The sequence below is a fragment of the Rhodohalobacter barkolensis genome, assembly GCF_002834295.1.
Classification (GTDB): Bacteria; Bacteroidota; Rhodothermia; order Balneolales; family Balneolaceae; genus Rhodohalobacter; species Rhodohalobacter barkolensis.
The window spans coordinates 1,772,403-1,794,425 of record NZ_PISP01000001.1; the positions used below are offsets into that span (position 1 = coordinate 1,772,403).

Here is a 22,023-nt window from a genome sequence, read left to right on the forward strand (position 1 = left end):
TTTTCAAATAAAAAAGTATATTCATAGTCCTTCACAACGAAAGTTGGATATGGTACATGAATAAAATCAAGGTTTTAATTACTGAAAATTTTGATATCTACAGACGAGGTTTACAGACCATACTTTCTGAAACTTCAACCGTTGCAGATGTAAAAGCTGTAAAGACTGCCAAGGAACTGTTCCAAGAGTTTAAAAAATCTCCAGAAGCAATCTGTGTTGTCTCCTCAAATATCGAAGGATCAAATATTCATGATTTGATGCAGCGCCTTCAAAAGATTCAACCCGCCCCAAAAGTAATTGTCCTCACCTACTCAACAGATATTAACCACCTCAATCAATCCCTGAAGGCGGGAGTAAATGGATATTTGATGAAGAGCTGCACTGCAAAAGAATTGGAATCAGCAATTATTGATGTAAATAACGGCACGAAGGCATTTAGCAAATCCGTATCACAAATCATGGCTGATAAATATGCCGATCAAGCCAAAAAACCATCGGCCGGTAATAAGTTAACCAAACGCGAGACTGAGGTTTTAAAACTTATTGTAGAAGGCTACACCAGTCCGGAAATTGCCAAGATGCTTTATATCAGTCCAAGAACGGTAGAGACTCATCGTGCAAATCTCATGAATAAATTGAAAATCAAAAACACTGCAGCCCTTGTTCGGTATGCGCTTGAAAGAACTGAGATTGGCTGACTTTTACCGATCTACGTATTTTCACGTAGATAAAATTACCCGCTTCTACTTATTGCACGGTCGGCTTGATAAAAGTAATTTACTATTGCAAATGGGGTAATAGCCGTCTGTAGATGATATTTAGCAGCTCTCTTTGATCGGAGGGCTGCTAATTTTTTATCTGGATACTTCTCACCGTTTACAAACAGGCATAATTCAAAATCAGAAATCATATGCCCATCTCCCGTCAGCAAGAGGTCAAAGTTCAAAACTGGCTGCGCAATCACGCTCCAATCAATTCATGCACCTTTTGCGGGATCAACAACTGGGTGGTAGGTGACATCATTGCTCCAACGGTTACCTTTCAGGGTGAAAATCTCGATATCAGTGGTGACAGCCGGCCCATGGTGCAGATCATTTGCGGGAACTGTGCAAAAATTGAACTGTTTGATGCGAGTATGATTGGCTTGATTTGATCAATTCTTTAAAATCAGCTCTCACGTAAATTTCAAAAGAGAAAAATTCCTTCAGCAGCCAATGCTCAATTAATCAGTCATCGTCCCGTTGCGATTCCCAAAAAACCTTGGAGTTAGAAAAAAGGCTCTCCCTCCATTAAATATAAAAACCCAAACTCATCGGATGAATTTGGGTTTTTCTTTTGTATCGTGGGGCGGATTTACGCCACATTCTTACACTTACCTAAAAAGTGTGCTATTATCACATTTAAATGTACTTTTTAAATATTTTTGTGAAATTTTCTTCTCGGAAAAGTGAGTAAATACAAAAAATGTTGTACCATTGTTGTACCTATTTCACAGTATCGAAAACACGATACATAAATTCTAGACAGGTACAACATGGGTACAACATATCATTTTTACCTCCGCAAGGATAAAGAAAGAGCCAATGGTGAATGTCCGATTTATCTAAGAATAACAAAGAACCGAAAATCCAGATATAACAGTACTGGCATTTACGTTTTACCTAAGCATTGGAATGATGAAAAAGAAGTCATCAGAAAAACACATCGTAATGCAAAAAGTCTCAACAGTATATTAGAACGGGAGCAAAATAAAGCCGAAACAATTCAAGACGAATTAGGGGTATTTGGTAAAGACTCTGCAAAGACTATTCAGGAAAGACTTAAGCAACAGGAAAGCGGAGACTTCTTTGAACTGGCAAGTACTTACGAAAAAGAATTACAGGAGCGTAAAAAACTATCAACTGTCAAAACGTTAGGTGTAGTATTAAACAAACTGGAAGCCTTTGAAGGTGACAGGGCGCTTCCACTCAAACATATCGATGCAGAATACTTAGAAAGGTTTGAGGGCTTCTTAAAACGCAAATACAAAAACCGTTCTACAACTATCAATAAAAACTTTGAGCCTATTCGGGCGATTATAAGAAAAGCCTTACAAAAACATTTAATATCGATAGACCCATTCATCAATTTTAAAGGAGCAAAAAGAGGAAAACCAAAGCCTAAGACAAAACTTACTATCGAACAAATTAGAGCTATTGAGCAAACAACTCTAAATACAAACTCTAACCTCTGGAATACCAGAAACTATTTTATGTTTTCCTTTTATAGTGCCGGTATTCGATTTGGTGATCTTTGTTGTTTGAAATGGAAAGACGTAAAAGGCGATCAGCTTTCCTACCAGATGAATAAGAATGATAAAGTCTTCACAATTGATATGAATAAATACCAAAAAAATATTCTGGAGCATTATTCTGAGGATAAAAAGAAAGATCAATTCATTTTTCCAATTCTAAATAATCACAAAGACTATTCAGACCCAATTTTTTTAAGAGAACAAATCGGCAACAAAAATGTACTCATCAATAAATGGCTTAGAAAAATTGCGGAAAAAGTGAATGAAAGACTGGAAAAAGAAGAATCAAAAGTACCATCTATCGATGGAATTTCTTTTCATGTTGCCAGACATAGCTTTGCTCAATACGCAGTCGAAAAAGGCTTAAGTATTTATGAAGTGATGCAAACATTAAGACATTCACAGATCAAGACTACTCAAAGATACTTGAAAGGGTTGGATGAACAGCTGGCAGATAAAGCAATGAAGAAGGTATTTTAAATGGCGGAAGCAATTTACACTGTTGATGATTGGAAAAGTGGTTTGATTCACGAGCATTTAAAGAAGAGGGAATTGCCTCAAGTTATACTGGATGAAGTTAAAAATGTTGGGTTTCTGAATGAATTGCTTTACAGAAAAAAATTCATACTCGAAAAAGACTATGATGAGATTAAAAGCATTATGAAAGATGTCTTTTTCCGTGTACTAGATCACAACGTTCAACAAAGACTTGATTTTTTTAAACCAAAATTGAAAGAAGCCTATCGCCCCAAACAGCTTTTAGATGAACGTATAAAAGAATTACAGAATACGTTTGACAAAGCAGACTCTCATTACCGAGAAGAAGCTTTAAAAGGTGGGTGGAGTGAAATTGGCATTGATAGCGAAACTTACAAAAAGATCAATGATGAAAAATATAAAAGCATACCGGTTTCATTAATCCAGTTCACTCCTAAAAGACAATTTGAAAGGCTCGGTGGTTTTCACCCTCATTTCACAGATAAATACTACCAAATGCAAAATATCACATTCGATGTTTCTGAGGTATTTAGGTTTAGAGAAAGACTCATTGAATTCAGGAGTGGAAAAGATATTTCTCAAATCAACAAATACCCTGCCCCTTTTGAGATAGCCAAGCTTTTTAAAGACCAATCAAAAGTAAAGAGATCAGATTATTCTACTGAAGATTATACCTTCGTTATGAAATATGCGATGGAAAATGATACTCAAGGAAATGTATCTAAATTAATAAGGCAAATAACTGAAGCTAAGAATTGTCCAAAAGTTATCTCAAAGAATAAAGAAACCAACTCTAATACACTTCGTCGATGGATTGAGTTTTATGATACCAAAGCGGGTATCAAACGCTAGTGAAGCTCTGATAAAAGCAGTTTTTTAATTTTCCTGCTTTCTTCCTGCTATTCCTTCTATTGTCTCCTGCTATGTTTCCTTTCTATCGTGTAGGTAAATGAAATAGGAAAAAGCCCTACACATTATGCAAGCTTACATTCCAGATGAAGCAACATTGGAAAAGGTCATAGCCAAAGTTACTAGAAGAGTAGTCATAGAAATTCTTCCTGATGTTATCAGAAAGGCAACCCGAAAAGAGTGGTTGACTACTGATGATGTAATGGAAATTCTGGATTGCTCAAGAAGACATGTTCAATATCTGAGAGACAGTAAGCAACTCACCTTTTCTCAAAATGGGAGGACGATCAGATATCATTTCGATGATCTGGAATCATTCATGAATTCCCATAAAGTAGAATCCGAGAGAGCATAAGATAGGATTACTTCTCAATTCATTTTCGGGCACTGCTGGAGAGCAACCCGACCACACGGAGAAAGCCAAGAGGTTAAATATGCCTCTTGGCACTCTTTAAACACCTTTCTCTGTGTGGAAAAACTCATTCAAATGTCTTTTAAGAATCCATATGTGGATTAAGACTAAGGCGTACCGCGGGGTACTATCCTTGTCCCCGCGGTACGCGGATCTCTGATAGGACTCTGAGCTAAATAAATAGGCGGACAAGCAACTCGATGTTGCTTGTGCGACTTCCCGCCGAATCTCAAAAAATGACAATCAAATGAATTATGAAAGGAACTACAAACTACAAAGGGAATACACGGAATGGCTTTCCAAAGAACGTTGGGACTATTTCTTCACTGGAACATTCAAATTTGAAGGTATCACTCCTAACGGCGCACGTAGGGCAGCTGAACGATTTTTTCGAGGATTCCCTACCAAGGAACTTGTGGTTCTTTTCATCGAATCGGGAAGTTTATATGGAAAGGTTCATCTGCACGGTCTGTTACGTTTCCGTATCGATAGAAAACCTTCAGCTGAAACTATTTGGAGAGGATGGTTCGACAAATATGGACGTGCCAAAGTGGAAGTTCCTAAATCCTCAGAAGACGTTTCAAGCTACTGTTGTAAGTATGTCACGAAAGAAATGAAAGATGAAACCTTTATAGTCTTATGAAAGCAGAAAACGAACAACTTGCAAAACTATACAGACAAACAGGAAGGTGGGTAAATGATACTCCTGTGAATGAAGAAAACCATTGGTGTTCACGTTGTAAAAACCGATTGGGAAAGACAGAAAAGATTTCTTTTACAGTTTATGGTTTACTTTGGAAGCCGTTTAGATTTGAGTATCACCCAGTATGCTTAATTAAGGCTCTTAATGAATGGGAAAATAATCTAAAAGAAAAGAAACATCTTTCTGATGCTGAATAAATCATTTAATGCCCATTTCTAACCTTTTATTCATTGATTTTAGCCATTCAAATTTGACATCAAAAAGGCTAAAAGTGCCTTTTAAATGACATTTAACCGTTAACATTAACAATAGTAAGTAAAATGGAACAAGTAGAAGAAATCAAATGCCCATTATGTGATGAGTCCTTTCGAGATAAAAGGGGATTAACCTCTCATGCAAGAAATAAGCATGACTTGGAAAAGGATGAAGTCTTTGAAAAAATGACCCAGAAAGAGCAGGAAAAGAAAGAATGGAAAATACTTGGAGGAATTGGGACAATTTTTCTAGCTCTAATTACACTGGGGAAATTCTCAAAATAACCTGGTACTAAATTAGTAGATTGCAAAATCTGCTATAAAATACATTCTTCGATAAAAATAACCTTCTGTTTCCCCAAAAGATTTTTAAAAAGATCCATCGTATCTATCCTGTAAATAAGCTACAGTCTATTCGGGAAACATCCTTTTAATTTTAGTTAGCTATTTTCTAAGTATTTAGGTTATTTTGGCATAATTACTTACAAAATGTGTTTTTACTAACAATTTTGCAGCTTAAAAGACCTATTTACGGTCTAAGCCATATCAGAGTAAGAATCTTAAAAGAAAAGGATTAAGACATAGATGAAACTTTACGAGACACTAGAGAAACAGCTCAAAAACGAACCTAATTTTGTAAGTGATAATGGGATTTTGAAAAAGTGGGTGATCTTAAACAAAGCACAAAACTTTGACCAAGACTTGATAGCTATGTTATTGGAGAACCAAGAGTTGAAACAGAAATTTTTCATGGATATAGAAGGGACATTGGTCTTCAACCAGAACCTTTTTATGGATTTTCTCGAACAGAAAAACTATTTGAACGATAGCTACACCCAGTATAGAAATAAAGTTGGATTCGCCATTGGTGATAAACATCTGAAGCAACGAAATGAAATTTCATTAGTATGGCCTTTTAAAGACTGTGTACTAGAGGGTGGGCAAAGCCGTGAAGAACAAGAACGAGAGGAAATTTTTTTTAACGAAATACTAGCCCAAGATGAGATAACTCAGTTGTTAGAGCCTAAAGTACTGTCTAAAGCCAAAGTCTTTTTTGAAGGAGGTGAAAAACCATTCAGTAGTTTTAAACGTGATGCCGAATATAATAAGAAAAGAGGGTTGCCAGAAAACACAATTACTGACAATCTACTTATTAAAGGAAATAACCTAATGGCATTACACTCACTAAAAAGAGAGTTTTTCGGAAAGGTAAAGTTGATTTACATAGACCCTCCATTTAACACAGGAAAGGATGAATTTAATTATAACGACAGATTCAATCATTCAACTTGGCTTACATTCATGAAAAATAGGTTGCAGGCCGCTAAAGAATTGCTTAAAGAAGATGGAATAATGGTTGTCCATGTTGGTAATGAAGAAGCAGCTTACATTCAGGTTCTTTTAGATGAAGTTTTTAATAGAGAGAACTACCTGAATCATATAACTATGAGTACGAATCCGCCCTCTGGTTTCAAAGCCACAAGTTCGAAAATATTCTCGACTGCAAATCACATATTCTTTTACGGCAAAAATTTAGAGCATTCAGAATTAAATAAACTTCATGTTCCTAAAGGATATGATACTGCATACAAATACTATTTGATCAATCCTGAAGATGACTTTTCAAAATGGAAATACTGTAACATTATTGATGAAATTGCCAGAAGACTAGGATATGAAGACACAAAAACTCTTAAAAAATCTGTAAGCAAATCTGAGTTATTAAAAAAGACTGCTAATTTTGCTCATAAGAATAATAATAGAGTATTTCGTACTGCTGCAGTTGGTGGTGGAGCTAGGAAAAAAAGAAAGAAAACAATTGAAAAATCGAAAGAGAATAGAGGTGTTGTTATGCAACATCCCGGGGAAGATGTCGAGGGGTTTTATATATTAAATGGAGAAATGATCATTTTTTGGTCTAATACATATAAGGAGATAGATGGCGAATTATTGCCAGGGCAATCATTAACTGATGTATGGACTGATATTGGATTTACTGGAATTTCAAGTGAAGGAGGAGTAACTCTAAAAAATGGTAAAAAACCTGAGTTACTTCTTAAAAGAATTTTAGACTTGGCTTCTGAGCCTGGTGATATCGTTCTAGACTATCATTTAGGTAGTGGTACAACTGCTGGAGTTGCAATGAAAATGCAGAGACAATTTATTGGAATTGAGCAATTACACTATGGTAAAAATGACAGTTTAATACGCTTAAAAAACGTAATTAATGGTGATAAATCAGGAGTATCAAAATACAAAGATGTTAATTGGAAAGGCGGGGGCTCTTTCACATATTTTCAACTCAAAAAATATAATCAACATTTTATTGAAGAGATTGAAGAAGCAAAAGACACCAAGGAATTATTGAAAATTTGGGAGGATATGAAAGCTAAAAGTTTTATGAAATATAATGTGGATATTAAAAAGCAGGAACAGCATATAGAAGACTTTAAAGCACTCAGTCTTGATGATCAGAAGAAACACCTTTGTGAACTGCTCGATAAAAACCAACTGTATGTCAATCTTTCATCTCTTTACGATAAAGACTTTTTATCCTCAGATACAGAAAAGTTAGTTACACAAGACTTTTACCAACTTAAAACTAAGTAACCTTATGCCTTTTTTGTACGATACCATTATAAGGGAATTTGGTAAACGAGAGATTGAACGAACTGAAGTGCCAAAGATTATTTTAGACAATCTTCGCCCAAAATTCAGTCCAAGGCCATATCAAGTTGAAGCCTTTCGACGCTTTGTTCTTTGCTACAATGAAGATTTTAAAGGCAAACCTTACAAACCATTACACTTGTTGTATAATATGGCAACTGGGAGTGGTAAGACACTGATAATGGCGGGTCTAATTTTATACTTGTACGAAAAAGGACATCGAAATTTTTTGTTCTTTGTAAACAGCAGTAACATTATTAAAAAAACTAAAGACAATTTTCTAAATCCACAATCCAGTAAATACCTCTTTAGTAGAAAAGTTGTACACGATAGTAGAGAGATACTTATCAAGGAAGTAAAGAATTTTGAAGAGGCCGACTCAGAGAACATTAATATCAAGTTCACAACAATTCAACAATTACATATTGACCTTGATAATACTAAAGAGAACAGTATCACCATTGAAGATTTTAAAAATAAAAAAGTGGCTCTCATTGCAGATGAAGCTCATCATTTGAATTCAGCTACTCGAAACAATGGTAATATGTTTGATAGTTGGGAGGGTACGGTAATGAATATATTAAAAGCTAATTTTGACAATATCCTACTAGAGTTTACCGCAACGCTTGATTATGAAAATCGTGAGATAGCTGATAAATACAAAGATAAAGTTATTTACAAATACGATTTAGCTCAGTTCAGATTGGATAAATATTCCAAAGAAATAAATCTAGTCCGGTCACTATATGACGAGAAAGAACGGATGATTCAGGCATTAGTATTAAACCTATATCGTCAGGAATTAGCAACATCATGCAACATCAACCTCAAACCTGTAATTCTTTTTAAAGCGAAAAGAACAATAGCAGAGTCAGAGCAGAACAAAATTAATTTTCACCGGTTGATTGATGAATTTTCTCAAGATATGGTGGAGAATATTCAACAAACATCTACTGTGCCAATTGTTCAAAAAGCTTTTCAATTTTTCCAAAGGAATGGGCTATCAAACAACAAAATAGCAAAAAGAATTAAAGCTAACTTTAAAGAGGAAAATTGCATTAGCGCCAATAATGATGCTGAAACTGAAAAAAATCAGATTTTACTAAATACTTTAGAGGATGAAAATAACCCTATTCGTGCTGTCTTTGCTGTTAAGAAATTAAACGAAGGTTGGGACGTATTGAATTTGTTTGATATTGTAAGACTTTATGAAGGACGAGACGGACGGGCAGGTAATCCGGGCAATACTACCATTTCTGAAGCTCAACTTATAGGTAGAGGGGCAAGATATTTTCCTTTTACTTTAGAAGAAGGACAGAACCCATATAAAAGAAAATTCGATAATGATGTTTCTAACGACTTAAAAATACTTGAAGAGCTCTATTATCACACCAAGGAGGATAGTAGATACATCTCTGAGCTAAAGCAAGCACTCGTTTACACTGGAATCTATGAAGACGAAAGTAATTTGGAAACCAAGCAGTTGACACTGAAAGATGAGTTCAAGCAAACTAATTTCTACAAAACTGGCAAAGTTTTTTACAACAGAAAAATTGAAAAAAGCTATGACAATGTTAAATCATTTAACGATTTAGGTGTAAAGAAAAAGAATCACAAACATACACTTTCATCAGGCTTTGGTAAAATGACAGCTCTTTTCATCAAAGATGATAATGACATTGACTCAGATGAATTTGAATCGAAAGATATATTGGTTAATGATATTCCAAAACATATTGTCCGTTTTGCATTATCACAAAATCCTTTTTTCTATTTTGATAATCTTGTTAAATATTTTCCAAATCTCGGATCCTTATCCAATCTCATAGCGAATGAAAATTATCTTTCCGACTTGGAAATAACATTTAACGGTACAAAAAACCGGTTGGCAAATATTGATAATGAGGATTATTTATCTGCCATAAACGGATTATTAGAGTCAATAGAGTTAGATATTAAATCTAATCTTAATGAATATGAGGGTTCAGATTACATAGAGGATTACCTACATAAAGTTTTTAAAAACAAGGAAATTAACGTGAGTAAAAATTCTGAACGATCCTATGGACAAGAAGACTTTGTTTCTGATAAACCCTGGTATGTGTTTAATGCAAATTATGGTACTAGTGAGGAAAAAGAATTCGTAAAAATGTTCGCCAGGCGCTTTAAATATTTAGAAAACAAATATCATAATATCTACCTAATACGAAATGAACGTCAATTGAAAATATTTGATGATTCAGGGCAAAGATTTGAGCCGGACTTCATTTTATTCTGCAAACAAAAAAATGGAGAAGAACTAACTTATCAAGTATTTATAGAACCTAAAGGAGCGCATCTTATTGCTAATGACAAGTGGAAAGAAAGTTTCTTAAAGAAAATTCGTCAAGAAAAGAAAACTATAAAAATCGACACTGATAAATACTTAATAACTGGTGTTCCGTTTTATAATAATGCCAATGAAAACGAATTTATTGACAGTCTAAATTCAGTAATAGATTTATGACACTTAATTCAAGAAAAGATTATATAGACAGTGAAGCTTCTCAAGGTTCAAAAAGTAACTCTTTAGAGCTTGCTCATCAATTTGTAAAAGAGATTCATTCAGATATTGCTCCACTACTTCAAGAATGTATTATCTTTGATTCAGAAAAAACTTTAGGAAATGCGCCTGCTGTTGAAATTCCAAATGACAAACTAGCAATCGCACCTGATATCAGATGTACAACTCATGAAGGGAATGTATTTTGGTTTGAAGTCAAAGATAAGTCTCAAAGATTCTATTACCCAGATACTGGTGCAGATTTATTTCAAGTATATGGTTGGTATAATATAAATAAACACTATAGCGAGCCGGTTTTTGTACTTTTCAAAGACCCGCCATTTGATAGCTGCATTCCAAAAACCCCTAGTGAAAAAAACTTAGAAAAATTTAAACCCCGTTGGTCAAAATTCAACGGCAAACCTTATGGAGCATGGTTAAGCCAGTTACTTGAATTAAATAATAATTATCCAAGAATATTTAATGAGAGATCTCGCAATCAACAAATGCCTATTCTGTACTTTTTAATTAGTCAAATGCAACCAGTAACAAGTTGGCAAGCATTGATTGATGAAGTAGATGGAAAAAATATTCCAGATGTTAAGGAAACTTTTGAAGCTTACCACAATCGAACGAACAAGTTATTGGATGAGGATAAGGTCAGAGGCATAATAGCCGCACTATTTAGTAAATAATGGCCACTGCAGCTATTGTAAACACTTATTCCTAGATTACAACTCATAGAGAGAGAAAGAATAGTCGATATTTTGTTTTACCATTGTTGTACCTATCCTGAATAAAAAAGCCTTAAACAGCTATTATTTAGCTACTTAAGGCTTTAATTATGTATCGTGGGGCGGACTTGAACCGCCGACCTCCGGGTTATGAATCCGACGCTCTAACCAGCTGAGCTACCACGACATAACATCAACAATTTCAAACTACATCATAAATAATCTATCGTGGGACGGACTTGAACCGACGTCCCGAATGCTTTCGGGATATGAATCCGACGCTCTAACCAGCTGAGCTACCACGACATAAATGTGTAAAATCAATAAAATGACATTCACACTTCGTTTTCAAGAGAGCATCAAATATATCACTTTTTTTACATAAAGTTGAAACCGAAAACCCCACTTTTTTTGATTTTTCCAATCCGAGTAAATCAAACTGTAAGGGAAGTGAAAAAACTTACTTTATCTTGACTGCATATCGAGGTATTTTAGCAAGTCATAAATAAATACGAAACACGCACTGCAACTCTACTTGCAGAGCAAAAAAATATGCAAATCACTCTTTACTGATGGCTAAAAATATTACAGACAGAAAGGACGACTACTCACAATGGTATTTGGATGTGGTAAGAGAAGCCAAGCTGGCTGACCATTCACCTGTTCGAGGCTCAATGATTATTCGTCCCAACGGATTTGCTTTGTGGGAAAATATGAAAAAGGCATTGGATCAGATGTTTAAGGATACCGGACATGAAAATGCCTACTTTCCGCTGTTTATACCTAAATCTTTTCTTTCAAAAGAAGCCCAGCATGTTGAAGGTTTTGCAAAAGAGTGTGCCGTAGTTACTCATAGCCGGCTTAAGAGTGTAGATGGTGGCGTGGAAGTTGATCCCGATTCACGCCTGGAAGAAGAACTCATTGTTCGCCCTACATCAGAAACGATTATCTGGGATGCATATGGCAAATGGATTCAATCCTACCGCGATCTTCCGATACTAATCAATCAATGGGCAAATGTGGTTCGCTGGGAGATGAGAACCCGACTATTTCTCCGAACGATGGAATTTCTGTGGCAGGAAGGACATACGGCTCATGCAACCGAAGAAGAAGCCGTTGAAGAGACTACCAGAATGCTGGGTGTATACAAAACTTTTGCTGAAGAGTTTATGGCAATGCCGGTCAAAACAGGGGTGAAAACAGCCAATGAACGTTTTGCAGGCGCTGTTGACACGTATTGTATTGAAGCACTTATGCAAGATGGAAAAGCACTTCAAGCTGGTACTTCACATTTTCTCGGGCAGAATTTCGCAAAGGCATTTGATGTGAAATTTCAGGATCAGGATGGAGAACACAAATATGTCTGGGCTACAAGCTGGGGGGTCTCCACGCGTTTGATCGGTGGCTTGATTATGACCCACTCTGATGACAATGGACTGGTTCTTCCTCCAAAGCTTGCTCCTCATCAAGTTGTGGTTGTACCCATCTACCGAGATAATGAACAAAGAGAAAATGTGTTAAATTATGCGGAACCAATTATCCAGGAGTTAAAGGCAAAAGGAATCTCCGTAAAACTTGACAATCGAGACAACTTTAAACCGGGCTGGAAATTTGCACAGCATGAAGCCGAGGGTACTCCGCTCCGAATAGCCATTGGACCACGTGATGTTGAAAATCAAAATCTTGAGCTGGCTCGACGAGATACCTTGGAAAAAAGCATCGTCCCTCTGGCAGGTATAACTGATTATATTGAGGAACTTCTCGAAACTATTCAGAACGACTTGTTCAATACAGCTAAAAAACGAATGGACGAATCAACCCGCAATGTTGATACGTACGAAGATTTCAAAAATGAGATTGAAAAAGGTGGATTTATTTACGCACATTGGGATGGAACCGCTGAAACAGAAGAGAAGATCAAAGAAGAAACAAAAGCTACAATTCGTTTGATTCCGATCGATGAAGATCCGGTTCCCGGAGAATGCATGGTTACCGGAAAACCTTCTGAAAGACGGGTACTCTTTGCCAGATCTTATTAATCAAGTATGAGTATAGATCCTGAAATACCGAAACAACTCCAACTCTATAGTGCAGAACAGTCTCGAAATATAGACCGGGAAACCATAGAGCATTTTGGTATTGATGGTTTTACACTGATGGAGATTGCAGCCAAAGGGGCAGCGGATCACATTCAAAAAGAGTTCGGCTTAAATAAAACCGGACTCTTTGTTTGTGGAAAAGGAAATAATGCCGGAGATGCATTAGCTGCCGCTCGATATCTCACTGAAAATGCAGATCATAAAGTTATTCTGTTTTTCGTATTTGGAATGGAAGATTTAAGTCCAAACACTCAACGTAATTTCGCGCTGCTTCAAAAGCTGGCAGAAAAGGGTTCTGATATTGAATTTATCTCGGATCTCGATGAATCTCTGGTGAACAGCACTGACTACATCATTGATGGAATATTTGGTACCGGCCTTTCAAGTGAGATTCGCGAGCCTGTGGCATCCTACATCAAGATCATCAATGATTCAGAAAAACCTGTCATATCTATGGATGTCCCGTCAGGATTGCATCCAGACAGCGGAGTGCCGCTCGGGACTTCCATTCAGGCAGATATTACCTGCTCTTTTGGGACTCAAAAAATGGGTCACTTCTTCAACCCGGGGAAAGAGTTTGCAGGAAGAGTAGTCTATGTGGATCTTCCTTTCCCAAGACATCTTCGGAAAAGCACCATCACCGTTATTAACAACGAACTGTCTGAGGCCCTGCCAAGTAACGAAAGGAAAGCAGATCATAAATATCAATCCGGTGTAGTGCACTTGATTGCAGGATCGAAAGGGCTGGTCGGTGCGGCTATAATGGCTGCCAAAAGCGCCTGGAAGAGCGGTGCCGGTTCAGTGATTTTATATGCTCCGGAAAATTTAATCCCCATCTACGAATCTGTACTACCCCACATTATTAAAGTGCCTTTACCGGGCAATGATCATTTTATCCCTGATCACATCGACACTATTTTAGAAAAAATATCCAATAAACCGGGAATTTTGCTGATAGGTCCCGGAATCGGTTTATCTGTTGAAACAAAACGATTTGTTTCCAACCTTTTATTAAGGTATCAAGGCCCTGCTGTTATTGATGCAGATGCACTTTCCGAATGGGAAAACCTAAAAAGTCAGCCGGACAATAAAAAGAGAAACTGGATCTTGACACCTCACGCAGGGGAAGCAAGTAAATTCTTGGGTTTAAAATTTAAAAATGACTCTGAACGTTTCAATACCTCTAAAGAGTTTTCAGATGAAAATAGTGTCTCACTTTTAATGAAAGGAAACCCCACATTTTATCACTCGGTTGGAAAATCATTTGTAACCGGATACGATACAACACCTTTTACTCGTGCAGGTTTTGGTGATGTCCTTGCCGGAACAATTGCAACAAAATGGGGAATAACTGACAACATCTACTTATCCCCAGTGATGGCATTATTGGAAGGATATGATACCTATTCAAAAAAAGAGTATACACCGCCTTTTGGCCCTGAACACCTGCTATGATCAAAAAAATCCTGACGTTTCTATTTCAGAACAGACGACTTATCTATGGACTGTTTTTTCTGATAACCATCTCAATTCTGGCTTTAACCCTACTCCCCCCCGAGAATTTAGGCAGTAACCGGCTATTTCAGTATGATAAGGTTGGACACTTTATGATGTTTTTTTCCTGGACTCTGGTTTTCGGTCTGCTTTACATTTCCATTAAAAAAGAGAAAAGCAACCTAATCATTGTTTTCTTTGCAGGTGCTTTCTTCGGTATAATAGTCGAAATTTTACAGGTAGTATTGCCTTTTGGGCGATCTTTAGAATTCTATGATGCCATTGCCGATATATTGGGTACATTTTCGGCAACATTTATGTTAATGTTGATTAAACGTAACTATCTGCTTAAAAAATGATTGTAATTTAAAACGAACTCCATTATAATATCACACCGTGATTCTACGTTGGATAATTAGCCGTAAATCGTTTATACTTGACATAAGCGTTTGTAATCTCAAAAACCCCTTAGAACGATGACTGAAAGAAAAAAACCGGATGCTGACTTACGAAATTACTACACAGTATTTTGGGAGTTAGGTCTGCTTGCTGCATTGGTTATTTTCATTATTGCTGTAAGAATGGATTTGACAAGTGAAAATCCAGAAGAGTATACAATGGATGAACAGGAAGTTGTGGAAATGGAAGAAATTATCCAGACCCGCCAAATTGAAACACCTCCACCACCACCGAGACCACCGGTCCCTGTTGAGGTTCCAAATGATGAAATTATTGAAGATGTAGACATTGATATTTCTGCCGACCTTGACCTTGGAGGTCAATTGGATCAACCGCCACCGCCACCACCTGAAGAAGAAGAGGAAGAAGAAGATTTCTTTGTAGTTGTAGAGGAAATGCCAGAACTGATTGGCGGACTTGCCGAACTTCAAAGCAAAATTAATTATCCGGAAATGGCTCGACGTGCCGGAATTGAAGGACGTGTTTACATTCAGTTTATTGTAAACGAGGAAGGAGAGGTTGAAAATCCACAGGTCATTCGCGGTATTGGCGGTGGTGCTGATGAAGAAGCACTCCGTGTAGTAAGTGAAGCTAAATTTAAGCCGGGTATGCAGCGAGGACGTCCGGTTCGAGTTCAGTACAGTTTACCGATCTTCTTTAGATTGCAGAATTAATCTTAAGTCAGAACAATATTTAAAGGCGTTTCAGTAGTACTGAAACGCCTTTTTTTATTTCTAGTCGCTTTTTTTCAGGTATTCCTGAATGACTTTCACCAAATTTTGGTACCCTACCCTGTCTAAGGCTTCAGTTCCCTCAACCCACTTCAGTTCTGTAATACCCTCTTCTTTTTGGGGTGTTAAGCTATCAGTTTGTGTTGACTGCATTGAGAACCAATAGGTTTTCTTACCAATCTTTTCTCCGTTCACTTCATACTCGTGATAAGTTTCACAAAGAAACTCTCTGATCCTTGGCAATGGAACACCCACCTCCTCAGCCACCTCTCTTACTGCACACTCCTCAATAGACTCCCCCTCTTCCAACTTTCCCTTTGGAAGATCCCAGATCCCGTTTCTTTTTATCAATAAAATAGTTGGGGGCGACTTCTCATCATTGAAAAGTACACCCCCTGCCGCTTCGATTATCTCCAAAATTCTAATCCTTCGATTCCTTTTCTTCTCCGTCTCCTTTTTTCTTTTCGTCAGCATAATTTAACCGGAGATTTGTGAGGGTTTGCTCTAAATATTCACTCACCTCTTTGGGGAGATTGCCTTTGGTAAATTGCTGAAGCATATTCAGTGTATCAATCGCGAACTTAGCTGAGCTCATATCCCGCTCTGTTTTTTCAGTTTGGGGATTCTGAATCTTACCCATTCCCATCATAGCAATCTGCTGATGTTGCTGGATAAGCATTACAAATAATAGCTGTTGTTGCTGCTCCGGGCTTAGATTATCCGGTGTTTTTTGATTTTCTTTACTCATGACTACTGTTTAATTCTAGATTACAATTCAATGCGATCAAATCAATAAGAGTTTGTATACTTATATGAACCTGAAAATACAAAATTCAACAGACTAAATGGCTACCATTCAACCATTCAAGGGATGGCTTCCAGAGCCTAAACATGCCGATGAGATCGCATGTGTCCCTTACGACGTAATTAATACTGAAGAAGCAAAGGAACTTGCTCAAAGAAAACCAAATAGTTATCTGCACGTAATTCGACCGGAAATTGACCTTCCCGAAGGAACAGCTTTTAATGACGACCGGGTTTACGAAAAAGGAGCTGAAAATTTAAAGTCACTGCTAAAGTCTGACTTGTTCGAACAGGATGAAAAACCTGCAATCTATATCTATCAGATGGAGACCGATAATCACACTCAAACCGGTGTGTTTACTTGTGCCTCGGTTCAGGACTATGACGATGATACGATACTAAAACATGAGCTGACCCGTCCTGACAAGGAGGATGATCGAACCAAACACATTCTCACACAGGAAGCACACGCAGAACCGGTTATGCTTACCTTTCGTGACTCTGAGGACATCTCGTTTCAAATTGAAAAAGTAACATTGACTAACCCTCCGCATATTGAACATGAAGGTGAAGGCGGTGTTACTCACAGAATCTGGAAAACTTACACTACCGCCGATTTTGTAAAAGGGTTTGCCGAAATTGAAAACTTGTATATTGCTGACGGTCACCACCGATGTAAAAGTGCATCAAGGGTAGCGGAACAGCTCAGAAAAGAGCGCAATGTATTTCTGGGTGAAGCGGAATTTGAATACTTCCCGGTAGTTCTATTTCCCATGACTCAAATGAAAATTTTACCCTATAACAGGGTTATCAAATCTGTATCTGAGAAAAAGTTCAATGAGATAGAGAAAAAATATAATTTAGTTCAAACCAATCAAAAATCCCCGGATGAGAAAGGTAGCATCTCTATCTACTACTCCGGTAAATGGTGGAGTATGAAACTTCCGGAATCAATATCAAAGAAAATCTCTGCCTCATTGGATGTAGCTCGATTACAAGATGGGTTTTTAAGCCCCGAATTTGGTATAGAAAATCCCCGGACAGACAAAAACATTAGTTTTGTAGGTGGAATAAGGGGAACAAAAGAGCTCGAAAAGCTCGTTGATTCAGGTAAATATGATCTGGCAATCAGCATGTATCCTACAGCTATTCAGGAGCTTCTGGATGTTTCTGATGCAGGTGAGCTTATGCCGCCAAAGTCTACCTGGTTCGAGCCAAAAATTAAATCCGGTTTAATCGTACACACATTTTAAAAACATTATCATTATGAAAAGAGTACACAATTTTAGCGCAGGCCCGGCAACACTTCCTTTATCAGTTTTAGAAAAGGTTCAGAATGAATTGATCGACTATAAGGAAAAAGGCGCCTCTATCATTGAAATGAGTCATCGAAGCCCAGAGTACACAGAAGTAAATCGTCAGGCTGTGGAAAGGGTAAAAGAAATTACGGGTGCCGATGACGATTGGGAAGTCCTGTTTCTGCAGGGAGGAGCAAGCAGTCAATTTATGATGGTTGCCCACAATTTCCTGAATATGGATCGAACCGCGAACTATATCGATACCGGTACATGGTCTGCCAAAGCCATTAAAGAGGCCAAATTATTCGGTAATGTGCATACCTCATTTTCAGGTAAAGAAGGTGCATACGGTCATATTCCGACAAATGATGAACTCACATTTGCAGAAGAGGCAATCTATACCCACTTCACAAGTAATAATACTGTTGCAGGAACACAGTTTGCTGCAGAACCCAAAAGTTCTTCTCCACTTGTTTGTGATGCATCATCTGACTTTTTATCTCATTCTCTTGATCTGGATAAGTTTGGTTTAATCTATGCGGGTGCTCAAAAAAATGTTGGGCCGGCAGGTGTCACGGTAGTTATGATTCGAAAATCTTTCCTCGAGAAACAGCGCTCGGAAGCTATCCCGACTATTCTCAACTATAAAACCCATGTGGAAAAACTGTTCAATACTCCACCTGTTTTTGCAGTTTACATACTTAACTATGTTCTGGAGTGGATACAGGAGAAAGGCGGACTTTCCTACTTTGAGAAATTCAGCAACGAAAAATCAGGTCTGATCTACTCAGAAATTGATCAGGATGATTTTTACAGAGGTACCGTCGAAAAAGAAGCCCGCTCTAAAATGAATATCACTTTCAGGTTGCCATCAGAAGATCTTGAGAAAAAGTTTATTTCTGAAGCAGCTTCTCAAAATCTTATGAATCTGAAAGGACATCGAAGCGTCGGTGGAATTCGCGCCAGTATTTATAACGCTTGCGAAATGGATAGTGTAAAAGCACTCGTAGATTTTATGGGCGAGTTCCGATCTAAAAACGGATAATTAATGACACTTCATTCATCGGGTGGCTCACCGTCATCCGATGAATTTTCCTGATTTTAAATCAGTCCAAAAAGTGTCAGAATATGATCTACGCTATTCGGAATAAAGAAAATAAGGTAAAGAATCCCCCAGATTGCACCGGCAATATGAGCTTCGTGATTCACATTTCCTCCCTCCCGCTTACTCTCAAACACGCTGTACAGTAAGAACATAATCCCAAAGATCCAGGCGGGGATGGGTATGGGGAGCAGAATGATTATAATTTTTTCTGTCGGATAGAGAAAAATATACCCAAACAGTATACTTTCTACTGCACCGGATGCCCCAAGGGTAGCATAATTTGGATTTTCCCGATGGCGAACTAACGAGGGTATTGCAGAAAAGGCCAACCCGGAAAAATAGAGCGCGAGATAATGATAAATGCCGAGTGTCTGCTCTATCACTACCCCAAAAAAGAAGAGTACAAACATATTGACCAACAGATGTCCTATACCGGCATGCAAAAAACCTGAAGTGATAATCTCATACCAGGTTCCTTCCCTGACTGTTCGGTATGGCCTGAGCATTCCCAAATCCATAATTTTGGGATTGACATATAATGCTATAAAAGAGATGAAACCTGTGATTGCAATAAGTGTAAGAGTAACCGTCATAAATGATCTCTGTTTTGAAAGGAATCATGAATATAACAAATCCGGATTTCTTTAAAGCATGAACTTCTATTTACTGTATTTTTCTTAATCCTTTAAATTGCTAATTTCACACATCTCGTACCCCAAACTAATCAACCAAAGCATGTACCGGGTTTTTAAACAATTACTACTCCTCTCTTTTGCAGTCTTATTTATTTCGTCCTGTGGAATTACCCGAAAAGGTTCCGCACCCGATCGTGCGGATTACTCTGATTTTTCACCCGGTTCAGCAATTGAGTCCGGTGTAGCCAGCTGGTACGGCCCTAACTTTCATGGAAAACTTACTGCAAACGGTGAAACCTACAATATGGATGGTTTAACTGCGGCACATCGAAGTCTTCCATTTAACACAGTTGTTCAGGTCGAAAATAAAGGAAATGGTAAAACTGTTATTGTCAGAATTAACGACAGGGGGCCCTATGCAGATAATAGAATTATAGATTTATCCCGCAAAGCTGCGCGGGAAATTGACATGATTGATGCCGGTACTGCGAATGTAGAAGTTTTCCTGGTTGAAGAGGGGGATCGGCCTTTGTCTGATCAAAACCTAGGCAGTATTGAAACGTTTACCGTACAACTTGCATCATTTAATTCCCGTAATGAAGCTGAAAATTTTCTAAACCAAATATCAGGTGCAAGAGTTGAGACTGTACCTGTTGCCGGTGATACCGTTTACAGAATTTACTATGGCACATATGATGATCCCGATGATGCCCGCTCTGCCATGCAACGCCTCAGACAGCAAGGGTTTGATGGTTTTGTGAAGCAGACACAGAACTAATTTTTTCTCAAATCATGGATTGATTTTTCATCGATTAGGGTTAACATGCCATAACTCAAATTAATCAAGCTCATGAAGAAAGATATCATCGTAATTGGAAGTGGTTTTGGCGGTCTCGCCACAGCTTCCAGGCTATTATCAAAGGGACATAATGTAACTATTTTTGAAAAACGTGATAAACCCGGTGGCCGTGCCTACGTCTATGAAATAGACGGATTCAAGTTTGACGGAGGACCTACAGTCATCACAGCCCCTTTTATGTTTGATGACATCTATGCCGCGGCAGGCAAAAAGCGTGAAGACTACTTTAAGCTGGTACCATGCGATCCGTTTTATAGAATTTTTGATCACAAGGGGGTGCCATTTGACTATAACAACGATCACGAATTTATTCTCTCTGAAATCGACAAACGAAATCCGGATGATAAGGCCGGCTATGAAGAGTTTATCAAAACTACAAAACCGATTTTTGAAAAAGGTTTCGTGGAATTAGCAGACAAGCCATTTCTGAAGTTTACAGATATGCTTAAAGTAGCTCCCGATCTTATCAAGCTGCAGTCGCATAAATCTGTTTATAAATATGTATCGCAATTTATTGAAGATGAATTCCTCAGAAGAGCTTTCTCATTTCACCCGCTTTTGGTTGGTGGGAACCCTTTTGATACCACTTCTATCTACTCAATGATCCACTACCTGGAACGAGAATGGGGCGTACACTACGCAATGGGCGGTACCGGCTCTATCGTTAATGGAATGGTTAAGTTGATTGAAGAGCAGGGTGGCACAGTAAATCTGAATGCAGAAATTGATGAAATATTAGTTGAAAACGGAAAAGCGAAAGGTATTCGACTAAAAAATGGTGAGATCCATCATGCTGATGTTGTCGTAAGCAATGCAGATGTAGCTTTTACCTATAAAAACCTGATAGACAAAAAACATCGAAAGAAATATACTGATCGGAAAATTGAGCGTACCAAGTATAGTATGTCACTATTTGTGATCTATTTCGGTACAAAAAAACGCTATAACGACACCAATCTGGAGCACCACAACATCATCCTAAGCGAACGATACAAAGGATTACTTGAGGACATTTTTGACAATAAAAAGCTATCTGAAGATTTCTCTCTCTATCTTCACATGCCCACAAAAACAGATCCATCCATGGCACCTGAGGGTCACGAAGCGTTTTATGTATTATCCCCTGTTCCACACTTGGATGGCGACACGGATTGGAATGAGATGGCTCCAAAATACCGGAACGCCATCATGCAATTTTTAGAGGATAACTACCTGCCTGATCTTCAGGAAAATATTGTAGCCGAACACTACATCGACCCGATTCATTTTCAAAATGATCTAAACAGTTTTAAAGGATCAGCTTTTTCAGTTGAACCCATCCTTACTCAATCGGCATGGTTCAGGCCTCATAACAGAAGTGAAGATGTAGACGATCTATACTTTGTAGGTGCAGGAACTCATCCGGGAGCCGGACTGCCCGGTGTACTCTCATCGGCAAAAATTGCTGAAGATTTGATCGAGAAACAGTAACACACAAAATTGATATCCCAAAAAAAAGCCTGCCATTTAAAATGACAGGCTTTTTTA

22 protein-coding genes and 2 tRNA genes are annotated in these 22,023 nt (G+C 37.7%); 19 read left to right on the plus strand and 5 right to left on the minus strand.

All coding sequences use genetic code 11. The features are described 5' to 3' along the window. The first annotated feature begins 56 nt into the window (after positions 1-56). The 11 genes from CWD77_RS07495 (at position 57) to CWD77_RS07545 (ending at position 10,973) form a co-directional block, all read left to right on the plus strand. Positions 57-698 (plus strand): response regulator transcription factor, encoded by a 642-nt coding sequence (locus CWD77_RS07495; protein ID WP_101072851.1) that lies wholly within the window; start codon positions 57-59, stop codon positions 696-698. 212 nt (positions 699-910) lie between these two features. After that, a complete protein-coding gene (locus tag CWD77_RS07500) occupies positions 911-1,153 on the plus strand; it encodes a hypothetical protein (RefSeq protein ID WP_101072852.1) in 243 nt (80 codons plus the stop codon). A gap of 381 nt (positions 1,154-1,534) precedes the next feature. Then, positions 1,535-2,773 (plus strand): site-specific integrase, encoded by a 1,239-nt coding sequence (locus tag CWD77_RS07505; protein ID WP_101072853.1) that lies wholly within the window; start codon positions 1,535-1,537, stop codon positions 2,771-2,773. Continuing rightward, positions 2,774-3,643 (plus strand): hypothetical protein, encoded by an 870-nt coding sequence (locus CWD77_RS07510; protein ID WP_101072854.1) that lies wholly within the window; start codon positions 2,774-2,776, stop codon positions 3,641-3,643. A gap of 124 nt (positions 3,644-3,767) precedes the next feature. Further along, a complete protein-coding gene (locus CWD77_RS07515; RefSeq protein ID WP_101072855.1) occupies positions 3,768-4,055 on the plus strand; it encodes a helix-turn-helix domain-containing protein in 288 nt (95 codons plus the stop codon). Between the two features lie 304 nt (positions 4,056-4,359). Further along, complete coding sequence (locus tag CWD77_RS07520; RefSeq protein ID WP_101072856.1) at positions 4,360-4,755, plus strand: hypothetical protein; 396 nt, start codon at positions 4,360-4,362, stop codon at positions 4,753-4,755. After that, on the plus strand, positions 4,752-5,012 hold the full coding sequence (locus CWD77_RS07525; protein ID WP_101072857.1) for a hypothetical protein: 261 nt from the start codon (positions 4,752-4,754) through the stop codon (positions 5,010-5,012). The genes CWD77_RS07520 and CWD77_RS07525 overlap by 4 nt, the downstream gene beginning before the upstream one ends. 123 nt (positions 5,013-5,135) lie before the next feature. Next, entirely contained in the window at positions 5,136-5,354 is a 219-nt protein-coding gene (locus CWD77_RS07530; RefSeq protein WP_101072858.1) for a C2H2-type zinc finger protein, read from the plus strand. 300 nt (positions 5,355-5,654) lie between these two features. Next, positions 5,655-7,679: a DNA methyltransferase gene (locus CWD77_RS07535; protein ID WP_101072859.1), complete on the plus strand. Its 2,025-nt coding sequence runs from the start codon at positions 5,655-5,657 to the stop codon at positions 7,677-7,679. A 4-nt stretch (positions 7,680-7,683) separates the two neighbouring features. Beyond that, the gene (locus tag CWD77_RS07540) at positions 7,684-10,242 is read left to right on the plus strand and encodes a DEAD/DEAH box helicase family protein (protein ID WP_101072860.1); all 2,559 of its coding nucleotides are present in this window, start codon (positions 7,684-7,686) and stop codon (positions 10,240-10,242) included. Continuing rightward, positions 10,239-10,973 carry a hypothetical protein gene (locus CWD77_RS07545; protein ID WP_101072861.1) on the plus strand — a complete coding sequence of 245 codons (735 nt, stop codon included), beginning with the start codon at positions 10,239-10,241 and terminating at the stop codon, positions 10,971-10,973. The genes CWD77_RS07540 and CWD77_RS07545 overlap by 4 nt, the downstream gene beginning before the upstream one ends. A 152-nt stretch (positions 10,974-11,125) precedes the next feature. Here CWD77_RS07545 and CWD77_RS07550 read toward each other — a convergent pair. Further along, positions 11,126-11,199, minus strand: a tRNA-Met gene (locus tag CWD77_RS07550). A 37-nt stretch (positions 11,200-11,236) separates the two neighbouring features. Then, positions 11,237-11,318 (minus strand) — tRNA-Met (locus tag CWD77_RS07555). 266 nt (positions 11,319-11,584) lie between these two features. Here CWD77_RS07555 and proS point away from each other — a divergent pair. The 4 genes from proS to CWD77_RS07575 all read left to right on the plus strand — a co-directional run bounded on the left by proS (position 11,585) and on the right by CWD77_RS07575 (position 15,738). Then, a complete protein-coding gene (gene proS / locus CWD77_RS07560; protein WP_101072862.1) occupies positions 11,585-13,051 on the plus strand; it encodes a proline--tRNA ligase in 1,467 nt (488 codons plus the stop codon). A 6-nt stretch (positions 13,052-13,057) separates the two neighbouring features. Next, positions 13,058-14,566 carry an NAD(P)H-hydrate dehydratase gene (locus CWD77_RS07565; protein WP_101072863.1) on the plus strand — a complete coding sequence of 503 codons (1,509 nt, stop codon included), beginning with the start codon at positions 13,058-13,060 and terminating at the stop codon, positions 14,564-14,566. Next, a complete protein-coding gene (locus tag CWD77_RS07570; RefSeq protein WP_101072864.1) occupies positions 14,563-14,964 on the plus strand; it encodes a VanZ family protein in 402 nt (133 codons plus the stop codon). Before CWD77_RS07565 ends, CWD77_RS07570 begins: the two co-directional genes overlap by 4 nt. A 117-nt stretch (positions 14,965-15,081) precedes the next feature. Beyond that, positions 15,082-15,738, plus strand: coding sequence for an energy transducer TonB (locus CWD77_RS07575; protein WP_101072865.1), 657 nt, complete (start codon positions 15,082-15,084; stop codon positions 15,736-15,738). A 60-nt stretch (positions 15,739-15,798) separates the two neighbouring features. Here CWD77_RS07575 and CWD77_RS07580 read toward each other — a convergent pair whose 3' ends face one another. Both CWD77_RS07580 and CWD77_RS07585 read right to left on the minus strand, forming a co-directional pair. After that, positions 15,799-16,212, minus strand: coding sequence for an NUDIX hydrolase (locus tag CWD77_RS07580; protein ID WP_276307514.1), 414 nt, complete (start codon positions 16,210-16,212; stop codon positions 15,799-15,801). A 4-nt stretch (positions 16,213-16,216) separates the two neighbouring features. Continuing rightward, a complete protein-coding gene (locus CWD77_RS07585) occupies positions 16,217-16,543 on the minus strand; it encodes a DUF1844 domain-containing protein (protein WP_101072867.1) in 327 nt (108 codons plus the stop codon). Positions 16,544-16,640: 97 nt separating this feature from the next. On the opposite strand from CWD77_RS07585, the gene CWD77_RS07590 reads away from it, so the two are divergent. Together CWD77_RS07590 and serC are read left to right on the plus strand one after the other, a co-directional pair. Next, entirely contained in the window at positions 16,641-17,852 is a 1,212-nt protein-coding gene (locus CWD77_RS07590) for a DUF1015 domain-containing protein (protein WP_101072868.1), read from the plus strand. Positions 17,853-17,865: 13 nt separating this feature from the next. Beyond that, positions 17,866-18,942, plus strand: coding sequence for a 3-phosphoserine/phosphohydroxythreonine transaminase (serC, locus tag CWD77_RS07595; protein ID WP_101072869.1), 1,077 nt, complete (start codon positions 17,866-17,868; stop codon positions 18,940-18,942). Positions 18,943-18,998: 56 nt separating this feature from the next. Here serC and CWD77_RS07600 read toward each other — a convergent pair whose 3' ends face one another. After that, a complete protein-coding gene (locus tag CWD77_RS07600; RefSeq protein WP_101072870.1) occupies positions 18,999-19,595 on the minus strand; it encodes a rhomboid family intramembrane serine protease in 597 nt (198 codons plus the stop codon). Positions 19,596-19,737: 142 nt separating this feature from the next. Here CWD77_RS07600 and CWD77_RS07605 point away from each other — a divergent pair, with 142 nt between their 5' ends. Then, entirely contained in the window at positions 19,738-20,415 is a 678-nt protein-coding gene (locus CWD77_RS07605) for a septal ring lytic transglycosylase RlpA family protein (RefSeq protein WP_101072871.1), read from the plus strand. A 72-nt stretch (positions 20,416-20,487) separates the two neighbouring features. Beyond that, positions 20,488-21,966 carry a phytoene desaturase gene (locus CWD77_RS07610; protein ID WP_101072872.1) on the plus strand — a complete coding sequence of 493 codons (1,479 nt, stop codon included), beginning with the start codon at positions 20,488-20,490 and terminating at the stop codon, positions 21,964-21,966. Positions 21,967-22,023 lie beyond the last annotated feature (57 nt).

Excerpts from the sequence above, each read along its gene's own strand:
- CWD77_RS07610 (WP_101072872.1), top strand. The coding sequence starts at position 20,488 with ATGAAGAAAGATATCATCGTAATTGGAAGTGGTTTTGGCGGTCTCGCC.
- CWD77_RS07590 (WP_101072868.1), top strand. The coding sequence starts at position 16,641 with ATGGCTACCATTCAACCATTCAAGGGATGGCTTCCAGAGCCTAAACAT.
- CWD77_RS07520 (WP_101072856.1), top strand. The coding sequence starts at position 4,360 with ATGAATTATGAAAGGAACTACAAACTACAAAGGGAATACACGGAATGG.
- serC (WP_101072869.1), top strand. The coding sequence starts at position 17,866 with ATGAAAAGAGTACACAATTTTAGCGCAGGCCCGGCAACACTTCCTTTA.
- CWD77_RS07585 (WP_101072867.1), bottom strand. The coding sequence starts at position 16,543 with ATGAGTAAAGAAAATCAAAAAACACCGGATAATCTAAGCCCGGAGCAG.
- CWD77_RS07495 (WP_101072851.1), top strand. The coding sequence starts at position 57 with ATGAATAAAATCAAGGTTTTAATTACTGAAAATTTTGATATCTACAGA.
- CWD77_RS07530 (WP_101072858.1), top strand. The coding sequence starts at position 5,136 with ATGGAACAAGTAGAAGAAATCAAATGCCCATTATGTGATGAGTCCTTT.
- CWD77_RS07500 (WP_101072852.1), top strand. The coding sequence starts at position 911 with ATGCCCATCTCCCGTCAGCAAGAGGTCAAAGTTCAAAACTGGCTGCGC.
- CWD77_RS07505 (WP_101072853.1), top strand. The coding sequence starts at position 1,535 with ATGGGTACAACATATCATTTTTACCTCCGCAAGGATAAAGAAAGAGCC.
- CWD77_RS07540 (WP_101072860.1), top strand. The coding sequence starts at position 7,684 with ATGCCTTTTTTGTACGATACCATTATAAGGGAATTTGGTAAACGAGAG.
- CWD77_RS07515 (WP_101072855.1), top strand. The coding sequence starts at position 3,768 with ATGCAAGCTTACATTCCAGATGAAGCAACATTGGAAAAGGTCATAGCC.
- CWD77_RS07565 (WP_101072863.1), top strand. The coding sequence starts at position 13,058 with ATGAGTATAGATCCTGAAATACCGAAACAACTCCAACTCTATAGTGCA.
- CWD77_RS07605 (WP_101072871.1), top strand. The coding sequence starts at position 19,738 with ATGTACCGGGTTTTTAAACAATTACTACTCCTCTCTTTTGCAGTCTTA.
- CWD77_RS07535 (WP_101072859.1), top strand. The coding sequence starts at position 5,655 with ATGAAACTTTACGAGACACTAGAGAAACAGCTCAAAAACGAACCTAAT.
- proS (WP_101072862.1), top strand. The coding sequence starts at position 11,585 with ATGGCTAAAAATATTACAGACAGAAAGGACGACTACTCACAATGGTAT.
- CWD77_RS07525 (WP_101072857.1), top strand. The coding sequence starts at position 4,752 with ATGAAAGCAGAAAACGAACAACTTGCAAAACTATACAGACAAACAGGA.
- CWD77_RS07570 (WP_101072864.1), top strand. The coding sequence starts at position 14,563 with ATGATCAAAAAAATCCTGACGTTTCTATTTCAGAACAGACGACTTATC.
- CWD77_RS07600 (WP_101072870.1), bottom strand. The coding sequence starts at position 19,595 with ATGACGGTTACTCTTACACTTATTGCAATCACAGGTTTCATCTCTTTT.
- CWD77_RS07510 (WP_101072854.1), top strand. The coding sequence starts at position 2,774 with ATGGCGGAAGCAATTTACACTGTTGATGATTGGAAAAGTGGTTTGATT.
- CWD77_RS07575 (WP_101072865.1), top strand. The coding sequence starts at position 15,082 with ATGACTGAAAGAAAAAAACCGGATGCTGACTTACGAAATTACTACACA.
- CWD77_RS07545 (WP_101072861.1), top strand. The coding sequence starts at position 10,239 with ATGACACTTAATTCAAGAAAAGATTATATAGACAGTGAAGCTTCTCAA.